Below are 20,820 nucleotides of genomic sequence, written 5' to 3' on the forward strand. Positions count from 1 at the left end.
GACGCGACGCCACCTGGGCGAAGAGTCCTCCTCCGGGTCTCCTCGCGGGGTACCGTCCCCTCCTACGTTATCCGTGATCCAGATCACATTTGTGGGAGGTCCGATGACCACCAAGCGCCATGACTCATCGGTTTACGAACGGATAGAAGGTGACGACGGCTTCCAGGAGCTGAGGCGGCGCTTCCGGTCGTGGGCGTTCCCGATGACCGCCGCGTTCCTGGCGTGGTACCTGCTCTACGTGGTGCTGTCCGGCTGGGCACGCGACTTCATGGGCATCAAGCTGATCGGCAACGTCAACGTGGCGTTGGTCCTCGGACTGCTCCAGTTCGTCTCCACCTTCTGGATCGCCTGGGCCTACTCCCGTTACGCCGGGCGCAGACTCGACCCGCTGGCCGACGAGATCCGTCACGAGGCCGAGGCCGAGGCCGAGAGGGAGAACGCGTGAGCCACCAGACACTGTCCACCGCCCTCTTCCTGATCTTCGTCGCGGCGACGCTCGGCATCACCTTCTGGGCGAGCCGCAACACCAAGGACGCGACCGACTTCTACGCCGGTGGACGCTCCTTCAGCGGTCTGCAGAACGGCCTGGCGATCGGTGGCGACTACATGTCGGCCGCGAGTTTCCTCGGCATCGCGGGGATCATCGCCCTGTCGGGATACGACGGCTTCCTGTACTCGATCGGATTCCTGGTCGCCTGGCTGGTCGCGCTGCTGCTGGTCGCCGAGCTGATGCGCAACTCGGGCAAGTTCACCATGGCCGACGTGCTGGCCTTCCGGATGAGCCCGCGCCCGGTCCGCACCGCCGCGGGCGTCTCGACCATCACCGTGTCGATCTTCTACCTGCTGGCCCAGATGGTCGGCGCAGGCGCGCTGGTCGGCCTGCTGCTGGGCGTCACCTCGCCCACAGGCAAGGCGCTGACGATCGTCGGCGTCGGCCTGCTGATGATCATCTATGTGGTCGTCGGCGGCATGAAGGGCACCACCTGGGTGCAGATCGTCAAGGCCGTGCTGCTGATGAGCGGCGCCGCGCTGGTCACCCTGCTGGTGCTCGGCAGGTACGGCTTCAACATCTCCTCACTTCTCGGCGAGGCCGCGACGAAGAGCGGCAAGGGCGAGCAGTTCCTCATCCCCGGCCTGAAGTACGGCACCGCCGCGCAGGGCATCGCGGGCAAGATCGACCTGGTCAGCCTGGGGCTGGCGCTGGTGCTCGGCACCGCGGGCCTGCCGCACATCCTGATCCGCTTCTACACCGTCCCCACCGCGAAGGAGGCCCGCAAGTCGGTCCTGTGGGGCATCGGCATCATCGGAGTCTTCTACCTGCTCACCCTCGTGCTCGGCTTCGGCGCGGCGGCACTGGTCGGCGGCAAGGCGATCGCGGCACAGGACAAGGCGGGCAACACCGCGGCGCCGATGCTCGCCGAGGCGATCGGCAGGATCATCTTCGGCGACGTGGGCGGCACGATCCTGCTGGCGGTCATCGCCGCCGTCGCCTTCGCCACCATCCTGGCGGTCGTCGCGGGCCTGACGCTGGCCTCCTCGTCGAGCTTCGCCCACGACCTGTACGCCCACGTGTTCAAGCGTGGCAACGTCACCGAGGGGGAGGAGATCCTGGTCGCCCGGATCTCCGCCTTCGTCATCGGCGCCGTCGCCATCGGGCTCGGCATCCTCGCCCAGGGACAGAACGTGGCCTTCCTGGTCGCGCTGGCCTTCGCGGTGGCCGCCTCGGCCAATCTGCCCGCCATCCTCTACAGCCTGTTCTGGAAGCGCTTCAACACCGCAGGGGCGGTCTCGGCCATCTACGGAGGTCTGCTCTCCGCGCTGATCCTGGTGATCTTCTCTCCGGTCGTCTCCGGCAGCGCGACCTCGCTGTTCCCCGGCGCCCACTTCGCCTGGTTCCCGCTGAGCAACCCCGGCATCGTCTCGATCCCCCTGGGCTTCCTGGCGGGCTATGTGGGAGCGCGGCTCAGCAAGGAGTACAACCCGGCCAAGTACGCCGAGATCGAGGTCCGCTCGCTCACCGGCATCGGCGCGGAGAAGGCCGTCCAGCACTGAGAACCCGGGCCGACCGGCAGAGGCGGCCCACAGGCGGGCGCCCGGCCGGGACGGGGCGGAACCGAGGCAGGGCGGTGAGCCGGTCCGGCGAGCCTGAGCGAGGGCCAGGTTCGACGCGCCGGCTCAAGGACCCGGCCGCCTGACGCGGCCGGGCCCTCGCCGTACAGTCACGGGACCACTTCCGTCATGGGCATGCCGGTGGGCCGGACCGAGAAGCGGATGAGCGACGAGGGAGCCCACCCTGAAGGCGCCCACGCCCGCGACGCCGCCACGAACACGACCTAGCGGGAGGCCTCGTCCAGCAGGGCCAGGTCGTCCTCGCTCAGCTTCAGCTCGGCGACTGCGAGCAGCGGCCTGAGCTGCTCGACGTCGCGCGCACTGGCGATCGGGGTCGCCACCGTCGGCTGGGCGGCCAGCCAGGCGAGGGCGACCGTGGCCTGCGCGACGCCGTGTTCGGAGGACACCCTGTCCAGAGCCTCAAGCACCCTGGGACCCCGTTCGGTCGTCAGGTACACCGAGGCCGAGCCCGCGCGGGGGCTGTCCACCTCGACCCCGGGACGGTACTTGCCGGTCAGGAACCCGCGGGCGAGGCCGAAGTACGGCGTGCTGGTCAGCCCCTCGGCGGCGACCACGTCGCGCAGCGCCCCCTCGTAGTCGCGCTCCAGCAGGTTGTAGTGCTGCTGCAGCACTCCGTAGCGGGCCAGGCCCTCCCGGTCCGAGATCGCCAGTGCCTCCGCGAGCCGGTCGGCCTCGTAGTTCGAGGCGCCGATGTTGCGCACCTTGCCCTCGCGGACCAGGGCGTCGAACGCGCCGAGGGTCTCCTCAAGCGGAGTCTCCCTGTCGTCGATATGCGCCCAGTACAGGTCGATGTGGTCGGTCTGCAGCCGCCGCAGTGAGTCCTCGACGGCCAGGCGGATGTTCGCCGCGGACATCCCGGGGCGGCTGCTCAACGAGCCGACCTTGGTCGCCACCACGATCTGGTCGCGGTTACCGCGTGAGGCCAGCCACTCGCCGAGGATCGTCTCCGACTCTCCGCCGGAGTGCCCGGGAATCCATTCGGAGTACACGTCGGCGGTGTCGACGAAGTTGCCGCCCGCCTCGGCGTAGGCGTCCAGGACGGCGAAGGAGGCGTCACGGTCCGCGGTCCAGCCGAATACGTTGCCGCCCAGGCAGAGGGGAAAAAGGTTCAGCTCAGAAAAGGTCATGTTGACCAGCCTATTTGCCGGATGATCGTGAGGTTCATCAGGCTCCTCGATGATCGCCTGAGTACGGCCACGCGGGTGACGGCGAGAGCCGCCCGGCGTTTCGCCGGACCCGGTTCACCGTCGTATCCGCCCTACGCTGACGCGGATACACGGCGACCTCTCCGGCGCGGCACCGAAACTCTCCTCAGCGACATGGAAATCCACGGTGGCCCGAGGCTATCGTCTGGCTGTGGGCAGCCTCAGACAGCGCTCCGGTACGTCCAGGCGCACGCGTGCCGTCTCCGACCCGGACGCGCGCACGCGCATCCTCGACGCCGCGGAGAAACTGTTCGCCGGAGGCGGCTACGAGGCGACCCCGACGGCGGAGATCGCCCGCCTGGCCCGCGTGCCGAAAGGGCTCGTCTTCCACTACTTCCCCAAGAAGATCGACGTGCTGGTCGCGCTGGTCGACGAGCGCACCCTCGTCGAGGAGTCCCCTGAGGTCGAGGCCGTTCCCGGTGACGCGGCGGGGAACCTGTCCCGGCTGGCCCGGCGCCTGCCGCTCAGAGCCTCCCCGGCGATGCGCCGCATCCTGTTCCGCGAGGCCGACACCCACCGCTCGGTCCGCGACCGGCTCGGCAGGCTGAACGGGGAGATCATCCGGCGCGCCCGGTTCGCGCTGGAACTGGCGCTGCCCACGCCGCGTGGTGACGCGGCCAGGCTCGAGGTCGCGGCGGTCACCTTCGCCGCCGTGCTGCTCCACCAGGAGAACCTCTGCCTGCTCACCGGCCACCACATCGACCCCGACGCGGTCGCGGAACTGATCGCCCACGCCCTGGGGTGAGAGCGGGGCCTTTTCTGCCCAGGCGTTGACCATCCGCTCAGGCGTTGACCATCTGCCTGGCGGGGCGCGGGCCCGCCAGCTCGGTCAGCTCGTCCATCGCCTCCTGCAGGTGGCCCATCAGCCGCCACACGTCATCAACCCGGCCGGGACAGGCCAGGACACCGAAGTCCAGCGAGCCATCGTAGGAGAAGCAGGTGATGTTGAGCCCGCCGCTCACATCGCTCAGCGCCGAAACCGGATGGTAGGCGAGCAGCCGGGCCCCGCACAGGTATAGCGGCAGCTGCGGCCCCGGCACGTTCGACACGATCAGGTTGATCGGTGGCATCGTGATCGAGGCCAGCCGGAAGAGCGCGGGGGTCGCGAGGGAGGTCAGGGGCGCGGGCAGCAGCGAGGACAGCTCGCCGAGCCAGGTGGCCGGTGAACCGGCGAAGCGGCGTTTGGCCGCGCGCATCGTCCGCCCCATGACCCGCAGGCGATCCAGGGGGGCGGCGACGTTCGTCGGCATGGGGGTGACCATGACGGAGAGCCGGTTGCCGATCGCGTTCCTCTCCGTTTCCGCTGTGCTCCCCGTGTTCCCCGTGTTTCCTGTGCTCGCCGCGCGGACCGCGACCGGGACGGCGGCGACCAGCGGCCGGCCCGGCAGCGCGTCGCGCTCACGTAGCCAGGCGCGCAGCGCCGAGGCGCACAACGTCATCACCACGTCGTTGAGGCTGATTCCGAAGGTCCTGGCGACGTGTCTGACGTCCGCGAGCGGGATCGAGCCGTAGGAGAAGCGCCGTCCGGCGCTGATCGGGCCGTTGAACGGTGTACGGGGGGCGGACAGCGGGGGCAGCTCCGGCAACTCGACGGGCCCGCCCGCGATCGTCCTGGCGGTCTCGGCCACCAGTCGCGCGCCCGGCAGCGCCGAGGCCACCGGGATCGCGTCGAGGTGGGCCACCATCCGGCCCAGCGCGCGCAGCGCCCTGGCCGGGTGTGTCACGGACCGTGCCGCCGCGACGGCGAGCATGGCGAGCGGCCCCGGGGCCCCGCCCCCGGCCGGGCTCGCGGACGCGCCCCCGGCCGGCGCTGACGGGCTTGTGGACGCGGGGGACGAGGGCGCCGGCAGTGTCACGGCCGGTGTCACGGCCGGGAGGGCGGGCGCGGGCGGCTCGGCGGCGCGAGGCTCAGGGGTGAGGTCCAGCAGGGCGGCCATGGTCTCCGCGCCGGTGACCCCGTCGACGACGCAGTGGTGGACCTTGGCGTATAGCGCGACCCGGCCGCCGGTCAGTCCCTGGATGAGATGCATCTCCCACAGCGGGCGGCTTCGATCCAGGTGCCGTTCGTGGAGGCGGGCGACCTGCTGGGCGAGCTGCGCCTCGTCTCCGGGCAGCGGCAGGGTCACCTCGTGGACGTGGTCGGCGACGTCGAGGCCGGTGACCTTCTCCCAGTACGGATGGTCGAGGCCGAACGGCACGCCGACCAGACGCAGGCTCAGCGCGGGGGCAAGGTGCAACCGTTCGTTGAGCAGGCTGATCAACGCCTCGCGTGTCACGACTCCCCCGGGACTGCGCGCGGGGTCGAGGATCGCCACCCCGGCGACGTGGGTCGTGGTGGTCGCCGACTCGGCGTTGAGGAACTGCGCGTCGAGGGCGGTCAGCTGGCGCATCGGTCGAACCTTCTAACGGAAAGCTGAAAAGCTGGTTACGGTCATCATCACTCTGCCCTGTTTCCACTCCGTTTCGGCTGGATGACCCCCGGAGTCTTCCAGACGGCGCCGGGTGGTCCCGTCGTGGTCCGGTCTTCGTTCTCCGGCGTCACGCTCCCGGTGACCACTCAATACGCATGTCGTACAGGGAGGGCGTCCCACGCCGATCCGGCGAGGTAAGAGTTATGTATTCGAATGCCATGAAGTGCTGCAGATCATGAAAGAACCCGGTTCGTCGTACCGCCATGGCCTCAGTGGTTCACGATCGTCACGGGGTGGCGCACGACGCCGTCGAAGAGATAGCCGTACTCGTTGTGCGGGGTGCGCGGCGGCTGGACCGCGCCCGTTTCGTCGGTGGCCCGGGCGAGCAGGGTGTGCGGTCCGGGCAGGGCGGGGTTCCAGGTGATGTGCCAGCGGGCCCAGGCGGATGCGATATGCGAGCCGCGCAGCTGGGCACGCCGCCAGGTGGCTCCGTCGTCGAAGCTCACTTCGACTCCGGTGATCCGGCCGTTGCCCGACCACGACCGCCCGTGCAGAACATGCGGCCGTCCGGCGGAGAGCGTGGCCTCCCAGGCGAGCTCGAAGGCGCTCCTGATGCCCCGGGTGCTCAGCGGGGCGCCGCCTTCCAGCGGGTAGGCCTCGCCGAACATCCGGTAGAACTCGGTGTTCCAGGGGGAGGTCAGCGGAGAGGCGGAGACCTCGATGTCCCCTACCCATTTGATCGAGGCCAGGCCGATCCACGAGGGGACCACCAGCCGCATCGGGTAGCCGTGGTCGGGGGGCAGCGGCCGGTCGTTCATCCCGTAGGCCAGGATCACGTCCTCGAGCGCTTTGGACACCGGGATTGGGCGGCGCACCCGGCCGTAGTCGACCCCGTCGGCCACGTAGCGGGGATCGAGTCCGCGGGGCATGACGTCGACGGCGTCCGGGGTCAGTCCCGCCCGTTCGAGCACCGTGGCCAGCGGAACTCCCCGCCAGCGGGCCACCCCGATGCCGCCGAGTCGCCACGGGGTGCCGGGGGTCTTTCTACCCTGTTGGGTGGCGAAGAAGCTCCGGCCGTTGCCCGCGCACTCGATCGCCGCGTCGATGGTCACGGAGGGCAGCGCGAGCAACTCCTCGTAGCCGAAGCTCCTGGGGGCGCTCAACCCAGAGCCGTGCAGTTCGAGGCGCCATGTCGCCGCGTCGATGATCGGGGTCGAGGTGTGGCTGCGCACGAAGAAGCGCTCGTTGGGCACGTGGTAGCCGACGTCGCGCATCGCCTCCCAGCGCATCTCGGCGTTGGTGCCGTGGTGTATGAACAACTCGGGCGGCAGCGGCTTGATGATCGTCACGCCGGTCACCTCCTCGTTCACCGTCTCTCCGTCGATCGTGGCCAGCCGGAGCCGGTCGCGGTTTTCCCTGGCGAGACGCCCGGCGGGAGCGGTCCCGCCGTCCAGGTCCTGGTACGGCATGCGGCACCTCCTGCTTCCTTTACAGCTATTCCCTACTAGGAAAGCATGTAATTTGCGAAGGAGGGTGACGGCTCCGTGACCCTCAGCGACCCAGGAAGGTTAGCAGCCGCTCGGCCGGCCAGGTGTTGATGACGTCGTCGGTGGTCAGCCAGGCGCGTTGCGCGATGCCGACCCCGAAGCGCTGGTTGGCCAGATGGGGCACCGCGTGGGCGTCACTGTCGATGGAGAACCGCACACCGTGGTGGCGCGCCAGCCGTACCAGGTCGGAAGGGAGGTCGGAGCGGTCGGGGAAGGAGTCGATCTCCATCGCGGTGCCGGTGCGGGCGGCGGCGCGGAAGACCTCGTCCCAGTCGGCGTCGACCGGCGGCCGCCTGCCGATCTTGCGGGTGGTCGGATGGCCGATGACGTGGACGTGCGGGTTCTCGCACGCGGCGACGAACCTCCTGGTCATCTCCTGTCGTGACTGGGTGAAATGGGAGTGCACACTCGCCACGCACACGTCGAAGCCCGCCAGCACCTCGGCAGGCCAGTCGACCGAGCCGTCGGGGGCGATGTTGAGCTCGGTGCCGTGCAGCAGCCGCATGCCCGGATAGCTCTCCTGGAGGCGCCGTAGCCGCTCACGCTGCTCCAGGGCCTTGTCCAGAGTCATCCGCTGCATCGCCAGGTCGGGCGCGTGGTCGGTCACCGCGTAGTAGGAGTAGCCGCGCGCGGCGGCCGCGGCGACCATGTCCTCCAGTGAGGCGATGCCGTCGGTCAGGTCGGTGTGGGTGTGCAGGTCACCCCGCAGATCCTCCTCGGTGACCAGGACGGGTAGCTCGCCCCTGAGCGCGGCGGCGATCTCCCCGCCGTCCTCTCGCAGCGTCGGGGGGATCCACTGCATGCCGAGCGCTCGGTAGATGTCCTCCTCATGCTCGGCCGCGATCACCCGGTCACCGTCGAACAGGCCGTACTCGGAGAGCTTCCAGCCCTTCTTCACCACGATCTCGCGTAGATGGACGTTGTGCTCCTTGGAACCGGTGAAGTACTGCATCGCCGCGCCCCACGACCCGGCGGGGACCACGCGCAGGTCCACCTGCAGCCCCTCGTGCGTGCGCACCGAGGTCTTCTTCTCACCGGAGGCGATGACCTCCGCGACATACGGCTTGGCCTTGAAGTCGTCCATCAGGCTTTCCTGGCCGACCGCCAGGATGTCGACGTCGCCGACGGTGTCCCTCATCCGGCGCAGCGACCCGGCGTAGGCGATCCGCTCCGCGGGCAGGGAGGCGATGATCCGCTCGGCCAGCTCCATGGCCACACCGACGTGCACCCTGGCACCGGCCTGCTCCAGCTGCTCGATCCCCTTGAGCAGGTTCTCCTCGGTCTTCTTGCCGAAGCCCTTGACTCCTCGCAGCCGCCCGCCGCCGATGGCCTCAGCCAGGGCTTCCGGGGAGTCGATGCCGAGCTCCTGGAAGAGGAAGATCGCCTTCTTCGGTCCGAGGGAGGCGATCCTGGTCAGTCTCCGCACCCCCTCGGGAACCTGTCCACGCAGGTCGTCGAGCTGCCGGAAGCTGCCCCTCCCGAGATACTCCTCGACCTTCTTGGCGATCGCCTCGCCGACCCCGGGCACGCTCCTGACCGGTGTGGCCGCGATGTCCTCGGGAAACCCGGCGATCGCCTTGGCCGCCTTCTGGTAGCTGCGCACCCGGAAGGCGTCGCCGCCCGTCATCGCGAACAGCTCGGCGTATTCCTCAAGCGCGGCCGCCACAGCGTCGTTAGCTCGTGCCATGGACCAAAGCCTAGGAGATCACACCGACACTTCCTCCGCGCCTGGCGTGGTCCGCCCGGCTCACCTCACAAGGTGCCGCCGATGGCGCACGCCCGGCACGGGGGCTGCCCGCAGGTGCACTGCATGATGGCCTCGAGGACGTTGTGGTCGTGGTAGAGGCACTGATCCTTGCAGGTGTGGCGCGGGATGAACCCCGCCTGGATCTCGTCGGGCCACGGCTCCTCGCCGTTGCGGCAGCGGACGAACTGCTCGGGGTCCGTCGAGTGCAACCCGTGCATGTTCGCCCGGGCCTGGGTCTCCAGTCCTCGGGCCTCGGCCACCACGGTCTTGAGCTGAGCGGCGAGGCTGGAGTAGCGGTCGTCGCCGGTCCGCACGTGCGCGGCCTGCAGTGCCATCACCGCGTTGCCCAGGAAGCGGCTGGCGTCCTGGAGGTCCGTGGTGTGGTGCATCTGGATGCCTGTCACGCCTCGTACCCAGACGGCGTCGTTGTTCATAGATCAACCTCTCGAAGTGGCAGGCGCTCATCCCGTTCTGGAGTTGCCTCGGCTCGGTAGACGCGTCAGACTTTTCGACTACATAGCAGCATAACTGTATTTTTGCGTGTTCTTGAGTGTGTGCCGACGCCTGAATGGGGTGGTGCCGGGGTAGTCGTCGGCGGGGCGGCGGCAGCGCGGGTGTGAAAGTCCCCTGCTGCGGCCGGATCCGGCTCATCAGGCCGCGGACCTGGTGCGGAGGACGCTTCCGGTCGATCGGCTCGCGTTCTGGCGAGGCGAAGGAGTTCTTGGCAATGATTTTGCCAAAATATTAATGTGCTAACGATCCCAATTTTGTTTGCCGACCGCTTGACGCTTCTCCGGAAGGTACGCGGTTCTCGATTCTGCGGAGTCGTTCTTCGTGGCGGATGCCTGTCCGGTGTGGTTTTTGCCCGGCCTTGGGGGATTCTTTTGGGTCGGCCGACCCTCGAAAACGATCGCGAAGGGGGCCGGCCGGCATCTGGTCGCCGGGAGCGCCGGTCGGCGGGGGCGGGTCAACCCCGGGTGTAACGGTGCTTGGCGCCGGGCGGGAAGTACTCCGGGTCGCCGGTCTCGCGGAGGCGGACGATCGGGAGCTGCCGGGCCGGGGGCACGTACGCGGCGAACTCGCTGTTGAGGCGGAGCAACTGGGCCAGGATCGACTCGCCCACGATCCGCGCCGTCTCCTCCGATCCGCGCAGTCCCGCCGCGAGCTCGACCGTCACCGTCAGCCGCCGGTCGTGCAGGTCGTCCTCGGTCACCTCCAGCACGAACTTGCCCGTCACCAGGGCGCTGACCTCGAGCTGCTCGAGGCCGACCGAGACGTTCTCCGGGTAGACGTTGGCACCGTAGTAGGAGACCGTGAAGTGGCTGCGGCCGAAGACGTAGGCGAACGGCAGGTCCGGGCCCTCCTCGGCGGGGTGGAAGCCGTGCTCGGCGAGGAAGGCGAGCATCCGGTCGTGGGGGATCAGGCCGCCCTCGTCGGCGATGTGGTAGCGGACGAGCGGGACGCCGTTGTCGCCGGAGAACAGCAGGGTGCCCTCGTGTTCCTCGAAGAACCGCACGTCCGGGTCGTACTGGACGAGGGTCGGCAGCCGTGACTCACCGAACAGCTCCTTGGCGGTCTCCGGCCGCCCGGCCAGGAAGCGGCGGATGCGGATGGACAGCGGAGTCTCGTTTCCGAGCACTCCGGCGTCGGCGGTGCCGTACAGGGAGGCGGTGTCGAGCGCGGGGTCGGTCATCCCCGCGCGCTCCGCGACCAGGGTGCGCCACTGCTCGCTGAACACCTCTCCCGCGGTGACCAGCTTGATCGAGTAGTCGGCCCAGGGGAGGCCCTCCGCGGTTCCCGCGTCGATGACGTCCTTGAGGAAGGGCGGGTAGCCGAGCAGCACGACCTGGTCGAAGTGCGGGGCCAGCTCGGGGATCACGCGGAGGATCTCGCGTCTGTCGCTGCCGGGGGCGACGCAGGTGATCGGGTATCCCTTGGCGGCGAGGTGGCGGCAGCAGGCCAGAGTGAACAGGCCGCCGACCCAGGTGCCGAGCGCGAAGCAGACGACGGCCAGCGTCCGGCGCTCAGCCGCCTTGAAGGCATCCCGGAAGACCTCCTCGAACCGTTCCGAGATCACCCGTTCGTCCGCCGCGGAGCGCGGCCAGAACGACGGTGTCCCGGTCGACCCGGAGGAGACCGAGATCATGTCCCCGATCACGCCGTCCCGGCACAGGTCGGGCAGGGGATAGCGGCGGGTGTAGGTGTCCTTGCTGGTCAGCGGTAGTTGCACGAAGTCATCAAATGTCCGGACCTGGGTGGGTTCCACGCCCTGGCTCCTGAGGAACGCGCCATAGGCGGGCACGGACGCCGCCACCCGATGAAACAGCTCGACCACGCGGTCACGAGGATCCATCAGCCGACTGTACGGCTTCGCGCCCCGGAACGGGATCTTCTCCTGTGCCGCACCACGGCCGGGGCGGGGGTTTCCGGACGACGGCCTTACCTTCCGCTCAGGGGTTTCCGGCCAGCCGTTCCGGCGTCAGCAGGACGACCGTGCGTCTTTCCTCCGCCATGACGCGGTCGTAGGTCGCCCAGTCGTCGTGGGTCCCGCCCGCCGCGCTGAAGACGCCGCGCAGCAACAGCCGCAGGCCTTCCGCGTCGACGCCGGGCAACGAGTCGCCCGGACCGGCGAGCTCGACCGGCCCCTCCGCCGAGGCCCATCGCCAGCCCGCCCGCAGGACGACGCTGACGTACGGCCTCGCCCGCAGATCGGAGAGCTTGCGCGCGTCGCCCCTGACGACGAAGCCGACCACCGGCCGAGCGGTGACGGGGTGGTCCAGCACGCCCGCGTTGACCACGGAGGAGCGAATCGTCCCGTCGGGGCGCAGGGTGGAGACGACGGACAGGCCGTGGTCCCCGGCGATCAGCTGGGTGAAGTCCGTGAGATCGGTCACCGCCCGACCCTAACCCAGCCGCCGTCCGCCGCGCAGCACCGCGGGGTCTCCGGCAGGAGACCCCGCGGCCCCCGGCTACCGATGATCCACGCGTGACGTCGTCGGAGAACCCGTTGTTCTCCCGGTTTTGAACCGCCGTCCGCGGCGACCTCACGCGTCGGGGCTCAGTAGCCGGACACCCCGCCGTGCTCGGTGCGGCGCGAGCCGTCATCGTCTCCGCCGCCGGTCTCGTCCGCCACGTCGCCGTCGGCGTCGTCGCCGACGTGGCGCCGCAGCATGTTCAGCTGCCTGCGCACGACCGGCTCGGCGTCCGCCGCGAGTTTCCGCACCGGGGGAGAGGAGCCCTCCTCCAGTTCCCTGGCTGTCCTGGCGAGCGTGGTGCGGTGGTCGGCGGACGTCGCGGACGACCACGCCCAGTCGAATTCCTCTCCTTCCCTGGCCGAGATCCGCGAGCGCTGGATGCGCTGCTCCATGCTCGGCTGTTCGGGAAGGGGCACCGCGAGTCGCTGCGCCACCTGCCGGAGGTCCGCGTCCAGCCGTGTGCGGTCGGCGGCCAGCCTCCTGCCCATGGCCCGCACGCTCCGGCTGTGCCCCTTCTTCGCGGCGGTCCTGCCCGTCGCGATCTCGGCGAGGTTGTCCTGGTGCATCTGGACCAGGAACCTCCTGTCCTGCTCGTTGGCGTCCGATGGGGCGGCGCCCGCGGCCGTCCCGCTCAACGCCGCGACGGCGACGACTGACAGGGTGATCATCTTGTGAATCATTCGGGCCTTCCGCCGGTAGTCCGTGGTGGAGACATCACCTCCCTGCTATACGCGGATCTTGATCGAGGGACCGGAACGTGCACGGTAAATCCTGGGAAAGGCGAGCCGTGGGGCGTCGCCGTACGTCGCGGGCACGGCCTCACGCAGGAGGTCACCAAGTGCCTGCAGCGTGGAGGCCCCGTCCTTGCTCCGGTACGGCGGTCGCTGCGGCGCCGGGCCGTGCCGGATGGCGCGACGACCGTCCGCCGTCAGTGGATGACGACCCTGGGGCGGTACGGCTCGGCGAGGAAGGCGAGTTCCTTGTCCGTCAAGGCCAGGTCGGCGGCCGCGACGGCGTCGTCCACGTGCCCGGCCTTGGTCGCGCCGACGATCGGGGCGGACACACCCGGCTGTCGCAGCACCCAGGACAGGGCGACCTGGGCGGCGGTCACCTCCCGCTCCCTGGCCACCTGCGCGACGCGGTCGAGGATCAGCCGGTTGTTCTCCACGTCGCTGTAGAGGGCCTCTATGCGCTGGCTGTCGCTCTCGGCGCGGACGCTGGCCTCGTCCGAACCCGCGCGGGCGAGCAGGCCCCTGGCCAGCGGACTCCACGGGATCAGCCCGACCCCCTGGTCGGCGCAGAGCGGGATCATCTCCCGCTCATCCTCCCTGTAGAGGAGATTGTAATGATTTTGCATGGTTACGAACCTGGTCCAGCCGTTGACCTCGGCCACGTGCTGGGCCTTGGCGAACTGCCAGGCGTTCATGCTGGAGGCGCCGATGTAGAGGGCCTTGCCCGCGCGGACCGCGTCGTGCAGGGCCAGCATGGTCTCCTCGATCGGGGTCTCCGGGTCCCATCGGTGGATCTGGTAGAGGTCGACGTGGTCGACGCCCAGGCGTCGCAGCGAGCCGTCGATCGCGGAGGTGATGTGCTTGCGTGACAGGCCGCGGTCGTTGACCCCCTCCCCCGTGGGCAGGAAGACCTTGGTGGCCAGCACGTAGTCATCCCGGCTCGGGAAGATCGCGCGCAGCAGGCGCCCGGTGATCTCCTCGCTCCTGCCGCCCGAGTAGCCGTCGGCGGTGTCGAAGAACGTCACCCCCGCCTCGGCGGCGTGGCGCGCGATCGGTTCCGCCCCCGCCTCGTCGAGCACCCACTCGCCCCACCGCGTCGGGTCGCCGTAGCTCATCATGCCCAGGCAGATCCTCGACACCTTCATCCCGGTACTGCCCAGCCGTACGTACTCCACATGAAGCACCCTATTAGGACGGACTTCCAGCGCTTGTTTCCAGGGGCGGAGCGGGACGGGACCGCCGGGTCGAACGGGTTCGGCCGCTCTCCGGCCTGCCCGCGGCGGCCGGTCGACCTTTTATAGGCTGTTTGTCATGGCTCAGCTCCTTTCCGTCAATCTTGGGCATCCTCGCTCCGCCGACTACACCGACGCGGCCTTCACCGGAATCGACAAGCGCCCCGCGGAGGGGCGGGTGGCCGTGGCCGCGCCGGGTGGCCCGACGGGCACGGTCGGCAGCGGCGTCGTCGGGGACGCGATCGGCGACCTGCGCGACCACGGCGGTGATGACCAGGCGGTCTACGCGTTCACGCGTGAGGACCTCGACTCCTGGGAGGAAAAGCTTGGGCGTGCGTTGCCGAACGGTGTCTTCGGGGAGAACCTCACCACCTCCGGCCTCGATGTCAGCGGCGCCCTGATCGGCGAGCGCTGGCGGGTCGGAGCCGACCTGGTGCTCGAGGTCACCTCCGCGCGCATTCCGTGCCGCACCTTCGCGGGCTGGCTCGGCGAGAAGGGGTGGGTGAGGAGGTTCACCCAGGCCGCGCGGCCCGGCGCCTACCTCAGGGTCGTCGAGCCCGGGGAGATCGAGGCGGGCGACGGCATCGAGGTCGTGTTTCGCCCCGGCCACGATGTGACGGTCGAGATTCTGTTCCGCGCCCTGACGACCGAGGCGGAGCTGTTGCCCCGGGCCCTCACCGCGGGTGACGCGCTCAACCCGGCATTCGCCGAGAGGATACGTAGGCGTCTGGCGAGGCAGCCCGGCAAGGCGTCCTGACCCCGAGCCCGCGGTTTCCGGCCCGCATGCTCATCCCCGGCCGGTACCTCCCGGCCCGCATGCTCATCCCCGGCCGGTACCTCCCGGTCCGTGCGCTCATCCCCGGCCCGTACGTTTCCGGCCCGCGTGCTCATTCCTGGTTCGCGCGGTCTCGGGTCGCATGGTCCTGGCTCGCGCGGTCCCGGGAGGTGGCGCGTCCAGGTGACCGAGAGCCCGTCCAGGCTCGACAATTCCCCCATGAGTTCATCGCTGCACGATCATCCCCTACCGCCCGCCCGGATCGAAGAGGTCGCGGACGGCGTCTACGCCTACATTCAGCCTGACGGGAGCTGGTGGATCAACAACACCGGTTTCCTCGTCGGCGGGCGCGGGGTGGTCAGCGTCGACTCCTGCTCGACCGAGCGCCGCACCCTGGCCTATCGCGAGGCGATCAGGTCGGTCACCGACAGGCCGATCACGACGCTGATCAACACCCATCACCACGGCGACCACACCTTCGGCAACTTCGTCTTCCCCGAGGCGACGATCGTCGGCCACGAGCGGACCCGTGAGGCGATCCTCGCCGAGGGGATCCCCGCCTACCGCACGATGGCCTGGACCGAGGTCGAGTGGGGTGACCTCCAGGCGTGCCCGCCGTTCCTCACCTACACCGACGGCGTGACCGTGTACTCCGACGAGCTGCGCTGCGAGGTCCGGCACTTCGGCGTCCCCGCGCACACGACCAACGACTCCGTCGTGTGGATCCCCGAGCGGTCGCTGCTGTTCGCCGGAGACCTGCTGTTCAACGGCGGCACGCCGTTCGTGATGATGGGGTCGGTTCGCGGCTCGCTCGAGGTGCTCGACCGGCTCGCGGAACTGGGCGCCGAGACGATCGTCCCGGGCCACGGCGGGGTCTGCGGACCCGAGGTCATCGACCGGGTGCGAGGATATCTGAGGTTCGTGATGGCCACCGCGGAACGCGGCCGGGCGGCCGGGCTGTCCGCGCTGGAGACCGCCCGCGAGACCGATCTCGGCGAGTACGGCGGGCTGCTTGACCCGGAGCGCATCGTCGGCAACCTGCACCGGGCCTACGCCGAGCTGGACGGACTCCCCCTGGGAGTGCCGATCGACCTGACCGCCGCGATCCTCGAAATGATCGAATTCAACGGGGGCAAGCTCCTGACCTGTCTGGCCTGACCGCTCCCGAGGCGGGGACGCCCGCCTTGGGGAACGATCATCGTGAGGGCCGGGATCCCCGGCGGGCCGTCACTTACGTCGCGGGCTGATTAGAACCGCCCGTCTGGGACAGGGGGAGGGGACAGGAGGACCGACTGATCGGATGGTGCCGATGGGCCAGCAACTCGACAAGGACCGATTCTCCGAGGCGGAGTTCGTCCGCTTCGGGAAACGGCTGGCGGAGCAGCTCGTCCAACTCCATGAGCTGCTCGCCAGGCCCGGCTTCGGCGCGGGACCGGCGACGATCGGGGCCGAGCTGGAGCTGTTCCTCATCACCCCGGACGGCAGGCCGCTCCCTCGCAACCACGAGGTGCGCGAGGCGGCCGGAGACGACCGGCTCGTGCCCGAGCTCGGCAGGTTCAACCTGGAGGTCAACCTGACCCCGCTGCCGATCGCCGGGCGGCCCTTCACCGAGCTGGTGCGCGAGCTGCGCGAGGCGATGGCCATGGTGGACGCGGCGGCGGCCACCCAGGGCGGGCAGGTCGTGGCGATCGGGATCCTGCCCTCCCTCAGTGAGTTCGACTTCACCCACGAGGCGCTGAGCGACGAGAGCCGCTACCGGGCGCTGAGCCGGGGCATGCGGCGGCTGCGCGCCGAGCCGTTCCGGGTGAGCATCGAAGGGGTCGAGCAGCTGGAGCTGGAGGTCGAGGGGGTGATCCTGGAGAGCGCGAACACCTCGTGGCAGGTCCACCTCCGTACGGCTCCCGCCGACTTCGCGCGCGTCTACAACGCCTCCCAGCTCGCTACGGGGCCGGTCCTCGCGGTGAGCGGCAACTCGCCGGGATTCCTGGGGAAGCGGCTGTGGGAGGAAACCAGGATCGCGCTGTTCGAGGAGGCGGCCGACGACCGCGACGTGGAGCGGCGCGACCGCAGGGACAGGCGGGTCGCCTTCGGCTCGGGCTGGGTGACCGGGCCTGAGGAGATCTTCGAGGCGTGCGTCCGCGACTACGAGCCGGTGCTGCCGATGACCTCGAAGGAGAAGTCCCCGGCCGGGGAAGCCCCCCGGCTCGCCGAACTGCGGCTGCACCAGGGCACGGTGTGGCAGTGGAACCGGCCGGTCTACGATCCGGCGGCCGGCGGTCACCTGCGGGTGGAGATGCGCTCGCTGCCCGCCGGGCCGACGCCGCTGGACATGGCGGCCAACAGCGCGTTCCTGCTCGGGCTCACCGCGGCCATGGCGGTCGAACCGGTGGAGGAGTTCCCCTTCGCCGCGGCCTACCGCAACTTCTACCGGGCCGCGATCCACGGCCTGGACGCGCCGCTCGCCTGGCCGGGCAGGCGGGAGGAGGTTCCGGCGGCGCGGCTCGCCCTCGAACTGCTACCCGTCGCCGCGGCCGGGCTCGAACGGGTCGGTGTGCACCCCGAAGAGGCGGGATGGGCGCTGGACATCATCCGGGAGCGCGTCAGGCTGCGCCGTACCGGGGCGGTCTGGCAGCGGGAGGCGCTCGGCGATCTCGCCGAGGATCCGGTGGCGCGGGCCCGCATGGTCACCCGCTACCGCGAGCTGGCGCTGACCGGCGAGCCCGTGCACACCTGGCCGCTGTGACAGCCGGGGTGCGGCGCACCACGGGTGCGCCCACCGGACCGCGGGCGGCGGAGCCCCGCCACCACATCGCGATCACAAAGGGGACCTAACTCCAGGCATACTCATGAACTCCACATCTTGATCCGCCAGTCGGGGCGGTGACCGGAGAAGGAGAGTCCCCCCATGAGCGCGATGACGGCCACAGCGGTGGAACCGTTCGAGCTGAGGCGCAACGACGGCGACCTCGCGGCCGGGGTCAGGGCACTGGGAAAACAGCTCAGACGGGTTCCCCTCGAAACCGTGCTGGCCAAGGCGAACCGCGTGGCGGCCAGGAAGGGGGCGACCGGGGCGGGGGCGTTCGGGACGATGCGCCCGAAACCGGTTGACTGGTACTGCTTCGACGCCGACGACAACGACGTCACAGACTGGTACCCCCAGGGGCTGACCTGCGCCTCCGACGCGGGCATCGCCGGGAACGTCTTCGTGGTGAGCTGGTACTTCAAGCCGGAGTCCGTGCCGGAGCGGGGCGTGCGACTGTCCTTCCTCGACACGGCGACGCTCCGTTACCGGCACGTCCTGCTGGTGGTCGCGGGACCGGGCGGAGACATCTCCCCGATCGACATCCACGCGGGCGGTGTCGCCTGGTACGGCGGCCTGCTGTACGTCGCCGACACCGAGCACGGTCTGCGGGTGTTCGACACCCGGCAGATCTTCGAGGTGAACGGGGAGGGCAAGACCACGATCGGCAGGAGGGGCGGGGTGTACGACGCCTTCGGCTACCGCTACGTGATGCCGCAGACCGGTGCCTGGACCTCGACCGGCGGCGCGGCCCGGTTCTCTTTCGCGGCCGTCGACCGGAGTACGGAGCCCGACACGCTGATCTCCGGCGAGTACGTGGAGACCCCGCAGGAGGTGGGCAGGGTCGTCCGCTGGCCGCTGAACCCCGACGGCTCCCTGCGGGCCGACGCCGCGGGTGTCGCTCGAGCCGTGGACGCCTACCGCCTGCCCGAGGCCAGGATCCAGGGAGCGCTCTCCCACGACGGCACCTGGTACCTCAGCCAGGCCGCGGGCTCCACCAGGAATGGCACCCTGCTCGTGGTCGGTGAGACGGTGGCCAGGCGCCCCTACCCGATCGGGTCGGAGGACCTCACCTGCGTCCGTGACAGGAACACGGTGTGGAGCGTCACCGAGTTCGCGGGACGCCGCGTGGTCTACGGCGTCCCCCTTTAGCCTCGCGGCTCACGCGCCCGCGGGCGGGGTCAGTGCAGGGAGCCGCCGACTAGGCGCAGGTCGTTCCCCATGGAGACGGCGGCGGTCACGATCGCGGTCAGCGCGGCGGCCGCCATCGTGACGGGCATGGAGGGCCGGGCGGTGCCGAGGGTCTGTTCTGGGGTGAACGGCACGTGCACGAAACCGCCGCGGACTCCGGGGCGCTCGGTGGCGATCAGGTGCATGAGGCCGTAGAAGAGGTGGTTGCAGACGAACGTCCCCGCGCTCTGCGACACGCTCGCGGGCACCGAGGCCGCCCTGGCCGCCGCGACGCAGGCCTTGACCGGCAGCGTGGCGAAGTAGGCGGCGGGACCGCCTCGCACCACGGGCTCGTCGATCGGTTGCCGTCCCGCATTGTCCGGGATGCGGGCGTCGTCGAGGTTGACGGCCACCCGCTCGACCGTCACATCTGGCCTGCCCCCCGCCTGCCCGACACAGACGATCACCGCGGGATCGTGCTCGAGCACCGCCGCCCGCAGTCGTTCCAGCGTCTCGCCGAACACGCACGGCAGCTGTACGGCCCGCACCCCCTGCACGAGCCTGACCGCCTCCCAGGACGGGTTGACCGAGGCGCCGTCGAACGGCTCGAAGCCGGTGAGCAGGACGTTCATCGCCGGTCCGCGGGCAGGGCGCAGGCCGGGGTGCCGCCGGGGAGGCGGTGGCGGTTGGCGGAGACCAGCCGGTAGACCCAGTGCGCCACCCAGCGCAGCGGCGGTACTCGCAGCGCGAACCCGGCCAGGTTCCACGGCGCTCCGGCGGCGATCAGCAGCCTGGCGACCGCCTGCGCCCCGCCGTACACCCGGTCGCGCTCGATCCACAGGACTTCGTGATCCGCGCGCTCCCGCGTGGTGCCGAGCGCCGCCAGGTCCGCGAACTGCCAGGGCACCGCGCGGGCCCCGAGACCGATCCTGCGTTCGGCGAACCGGACGCTGGTGGTGCAGAAGCCGCAGTCGCCGTCGTACAACAGCACCGGTTGTCCCGTCATGGAACAGACACTACCCAGGCGATTCGATCAGCTGGAGCCGGGCCCGTCGAGATGGCGGAACGCCTCGTGGGCGGAGTGGAGGCTGTCTCGCAGAGCGCGCCGAAGGTGGTCGGCGTCCTCGCTCAGGTGGCCGATCTCCGGGGCGAGGAAGCGGGCGGCGCCCGTCTCGGCGACCAACTGCTCATAGTCCGGCAGGTGCGCGCGCAGCACCTCGATCTGGCCCTGGGAGACGAGGACGCGGTCGGCCTGCGTCACGTGGGCCGCGTAGCGTTCCAGTGCCTTGACCCGCGCGACGACGGCGGCCTCGCTCGCGGCGAGCGCCCGCTCCATCGGCGCCATCGCGGCGGCGACCTCGGGACTCCTGCCGCCGCGGGCCAGGTGACGGTGCCTGGCCCGCAGCTCGGACAGCTTGGTCAGCAGCCGGGCTATCTCCCACTCCTCAGCGGGGAGCATCACCGCGTTCCGCACACTGTCGAGCATGCCTATGACGTTGACCCGGGAGCGCAGGATGTGGTCGATCGCCCGTTGCGCCCGGCCGAGCAGCTCCCTGGCGGCGTAGTCGAAGTCCTCCAGGATCAGATAACGCCCGTGGTAGTGCCGCGAGTGCCGATACAGGACGCGCTCGACGGAGTCGGCCGGAGCGGGTTTCGTCGCGAGATAGACGCAGGCGAGGACGATCAGGCAGATGACGGCCGCGGTGATGGAGAAGACCACCGGCACCCCGGCGAGCGCTGTGCCGCCCAGACCCAGCAGCACGGTGCCGCCGAAGGCGGCCACGAGCCCGGCAGGGACCCGCGGCGTGCCGTCGGGCTCCGGGTTCCAGCCGGATCTGAAGCGGGAGAGTAGCGGCCCGTTCCGGCGCATGAGGCTGGCAACGTCCGCCGGTACCTCCGGATCGACCACTACGCGGTGCACAGGCTCGCCCCCTCCGCCACGGCTGACAAGCGTAGCGTTAACCGTTTTACGTTATGCGTCCCTCCATGTTGCCTCTTCGGTGGTAAGAGCCGCGTGTGAAAACCGGAACGTGACATCCGGCCCTCCCGGAAGGCCCCGTGCTGCAGCGATCATCTGCGCGCTTTGGACGGCCGCGC

19 protein-coding genes are annotated in these 20,820 nt (G+C 69.9%); 7 read left to right on the top strand and 12 right to left on the bottom strand.

Annotation, left to right across the window (positions count from 1 at the left end; translation table 11 throughout):
• The first annotated feature begins 103 nt into the window (after positions 1–103).
• Positions 104–445 carry a DUF485 domain-containing protein gene (locus AB0395_RS13965; RefSeq protein WP_366280524.1) on the top strand — a complete coding sequence of 114 codons (342 nt, stop codon included), beginning with the start codon at positions 104–106 and terminating at the stop codon, positions 443–445.
• A complete protein-coding gene (locus tag AB0395_RS13970; protein ID WP_366280525.1) occupies positions 442–2,052 on the top strand; it encodes a cation acetate symporter in 1,611 nt (536 codons plus the stop codon). The genes AB0395_RS13965 and AB0395_RS13970 overlap by 4 nt, the downstream gene beginning before the upstream one ends.
• A gap of 281 nt (positions 2,053–2,333) precedes the next feature.
• On the opposite strand, the gene AB0395_RS13975 is transcribed toward AB0395_RS13970, so the two are convergent.
• The gene (locus AB0395_RS13975) at positions 2,334–3,257 is read right to left on the bottom strand and encodes an aldo/keto reductase (RefSeq protein ID WP_366280526.1); all 924 of its coding nucleotides are present in this window, start codon (positions 3,255–3,257) and stop codon (positions 2,334–2,336) included.
• 229 nt (positions 3,258–3,486) lie between these two features.
• Here AB0395_RS13975 and AB0395_RS13980 point away from each other — a divergent pair, with 229 nt between their 5' ends.
• Entirely contained in the window at positions 3,487–4,080 is a 594-nt protein-coding gene (locus AB0395_RS13980) for a TetR/AcrR family transcriptional regulator (protein WP_366280527.1), read from the top strand.
• A gap of 37 nt (positions 4,081–4,117) precedes the next feature.
• Here the strand turns inward: AB0395_RS13980 and AB0395_RS13985 are convergent, their stop codons facing one another.
• The 8 genes from AB0395_RS13985 to AB0395_RS14020 all read right to left on the bottom strand — a co-directional run bounded on the left by AB0395_RS13985 (position 4,118) and on the right by AB0395_RS14020 (position 13,921).
• Positions 4,118–5,725: a wax ester/triacylglycerol synthase family O-acyltransferase gene (locus AB0395_RS13985; RefSeq protein WP_366280529.1), complete on the bottom strand. Its 1,608-nt coding sequence runs from the start codon at positions 5,723–5,725 to the stop codon at positions 4,118–4,120.
• 290 nt (positions 5,726–6,015) lie between these two features.
• Positions 6,016–7,215, bottom strand: a complete 1,200-nt coding sequence (locus tag AB0395_RS13990; protein ID WP_366280530.1) for a sulfite oxidase — start codon at positions 7,213–7,215, stop codon at positions 6,016–6,018.
• An 82-nt stretch (positions 7,216–7,297) separates the two neighbouring features.
• On the bottom strand, positions 7,298–8,980 hold the full coding sequence (gene polX, locus AB0395_RS13995; RefSeq protein WP_366280532.1) for a DNA polymerase/3'-5' exonuclease PolX: 1,683 nt from the start codon (positions 8,978–8,980) through the stop codon (positions 7,298–7,300).
• Positions 8,981–9,045: 65 nt separating this feature from the next.
• Positions 9,046–9,474, bottom strand: coding sequence for a hypothetical protein (locus AB0395_RS14000; protein ID WP_366280533.1), 429 nt, complete (start codon positions 9,472–9,474; stop codon positions 9,046–9,048).
• Between the two features lie 533 nt (positions 9,475–10,007).
• The gene (locus tag AB0395_RS14005) at positions 10,008–11,393 is read right to left on the bottom strand and encodes a phenylacetate--CoA ligase family protein (protein ID WP_366280535.1); all 1,386 of its coding nucleotides are present in this window, start codon (positions 11,391–11,393) and stop codon (positions 10,008–10,010) included.
• A 97-nt stretch (positions 11,394–11,490) separates the two neighbouring features.
• Complete coding sequence (locus AB0395_RS14010; RefSeq protein WP_366280537.1) at positions 11,491–11,934, bottom strand: pyridoxamine 5'-phosphate oxidase family protein; 444 nt, start codon at positions 11,932–11,934, stop codon at positions 11,491–11,493.
• A gap of 164 nt (positions 11,935–12,098) precedes the next feature.
• Positions 12,099–12,683: a DUF4142 domain-containing protein gene (locus tag AB0395_RS14015; protein ID WP_366280538.1), complete on the bottom strand. Its 585-nt coding sequence runs from the start codon at positions 12,681–12,683 to the stop codon at positions 12,099–12,101.
• Between the two features lie 260 nt (positions 12,684–12,943).
• The gene (locus AB0395_RS14020; protein WP_366280540.1) at positions 12,944–13,921 is read right to left on the bottom strand and encodes an aldo/keto reductase; all 978 of its coding nucleotides are present in this window, start codon (positions 13,919–13,921) and stop codon (positions 12,944–12,946) included.
• Positions 13,922–14,057: 136 nt separating this feature from the next.
• On the opposite strand from AB0395_RS14020, the gene AB0395_RS14025 reads away from it, so the two are divergent.
• The 4 genes from AB0395_RS14025 (at position 14,058) to AB0395_RS14040 (ending at position 18,705) form a co-directional block, all read left to right on the top strand.
• On the top strand, positions 14,058–14,735 hold the full coding sequence (locus AB0395_RS14025) for an MOSC domain-containing protein (protein WP_366280542.1): 678 nt from the start codon (positions 14,058–14,060) through the stop codon (positions 14,733–14,735).
• A gap of 237 nt (positions 14,736–14,972) precedes the next feature.
• The gene (locus AB0395_RS14030) at positions 14,973–15,911 is read left to right on the top strand and encodes an MBL fold metallo-hydrolase (RefSeq protein WP_366280543.1); all 939 of its coding nucleotides are present in this window, start codon (positions 14,973–14,975) and stop codon (positions 15,909–15,911) included.
• Positions 15,912–16,062: 151 nt separating this feature from the next.
• Positions 16,063–17,496: a glutamate--cysteine ligase gene (locus AB0395_RS14035; RefSeq protein WP_366280545.1), complete on the top strand. Its 1,434-nt coding sequence runs from the start codon at positions 16,063–16,065 to the stop codon at positions 17,494–17,496.
• A 162-nt stretch (positions 17,497–17,658) separates the two neighbouring features.
• A complete protein-coding gene (locus AB0395_RS14040) occupies positions 17,659–18,705 on the top strand; it encodes a hypothetical protein (protein ID WP_366280547.1) in 1,047 nt (348 codons plus the stop codon).
• A gap of 29 nt (positions 18,706–18,734) precedes the next feature.
• Here AB0395_RS14040 and pcp read toward each other — a convergent pair whose 3' ends face one another.
• From pcp to AB0395_RS14055, 3 genes are read right to left on the bottom strand one after another with little or no spacing between them, the layout of a single operon-like run.
• Complete coding sequence (pcp, locus tag AB0395_RS14045; protein ID WP_366280549.1) at positions 18,735–19,355, bottom strand: pyroglutamyl-peptidase I; 621 nt, start codon at positions 19,353–19,355, stop codon at positions 18,735–18,737.
• Complete coding sequence (locus AB0395_RS14050) at positions 19,352–19,729, bottom strand: DUF393 domain-containing protein (protein WP_366280550.1); 378 nt, start codon at positions 19,727–19,729, stop codon at positions 19,352–19,354. Before AB0395_RS14050 ends, pcp begins: the two co-directional genes overlap by 4 nt.
• Positions 19,730–19,756: 27 nt before the next feature.
• On the bottom strand, positions 19,757–20,593 hold the full coding sequence (locus AB0395_RS14055) for a hypothetical protein (RefSeq protein WP_366280551.1): 837 nt from the start codon (positions 20,591–20,593) through the stop codon (positions 19,757–19,759).
• Positions 20,594–20,820: the final 227 nt, after the last annotated feature.

This window comes from Streptosporangium sp. NPDC051023 (assembly GCF_040689595.1).
GTDB lineage: Bacteria > Actinomycetota > Actinomycetes > Streptosporangiales > Streptosporangiaceae > Streptosporangium.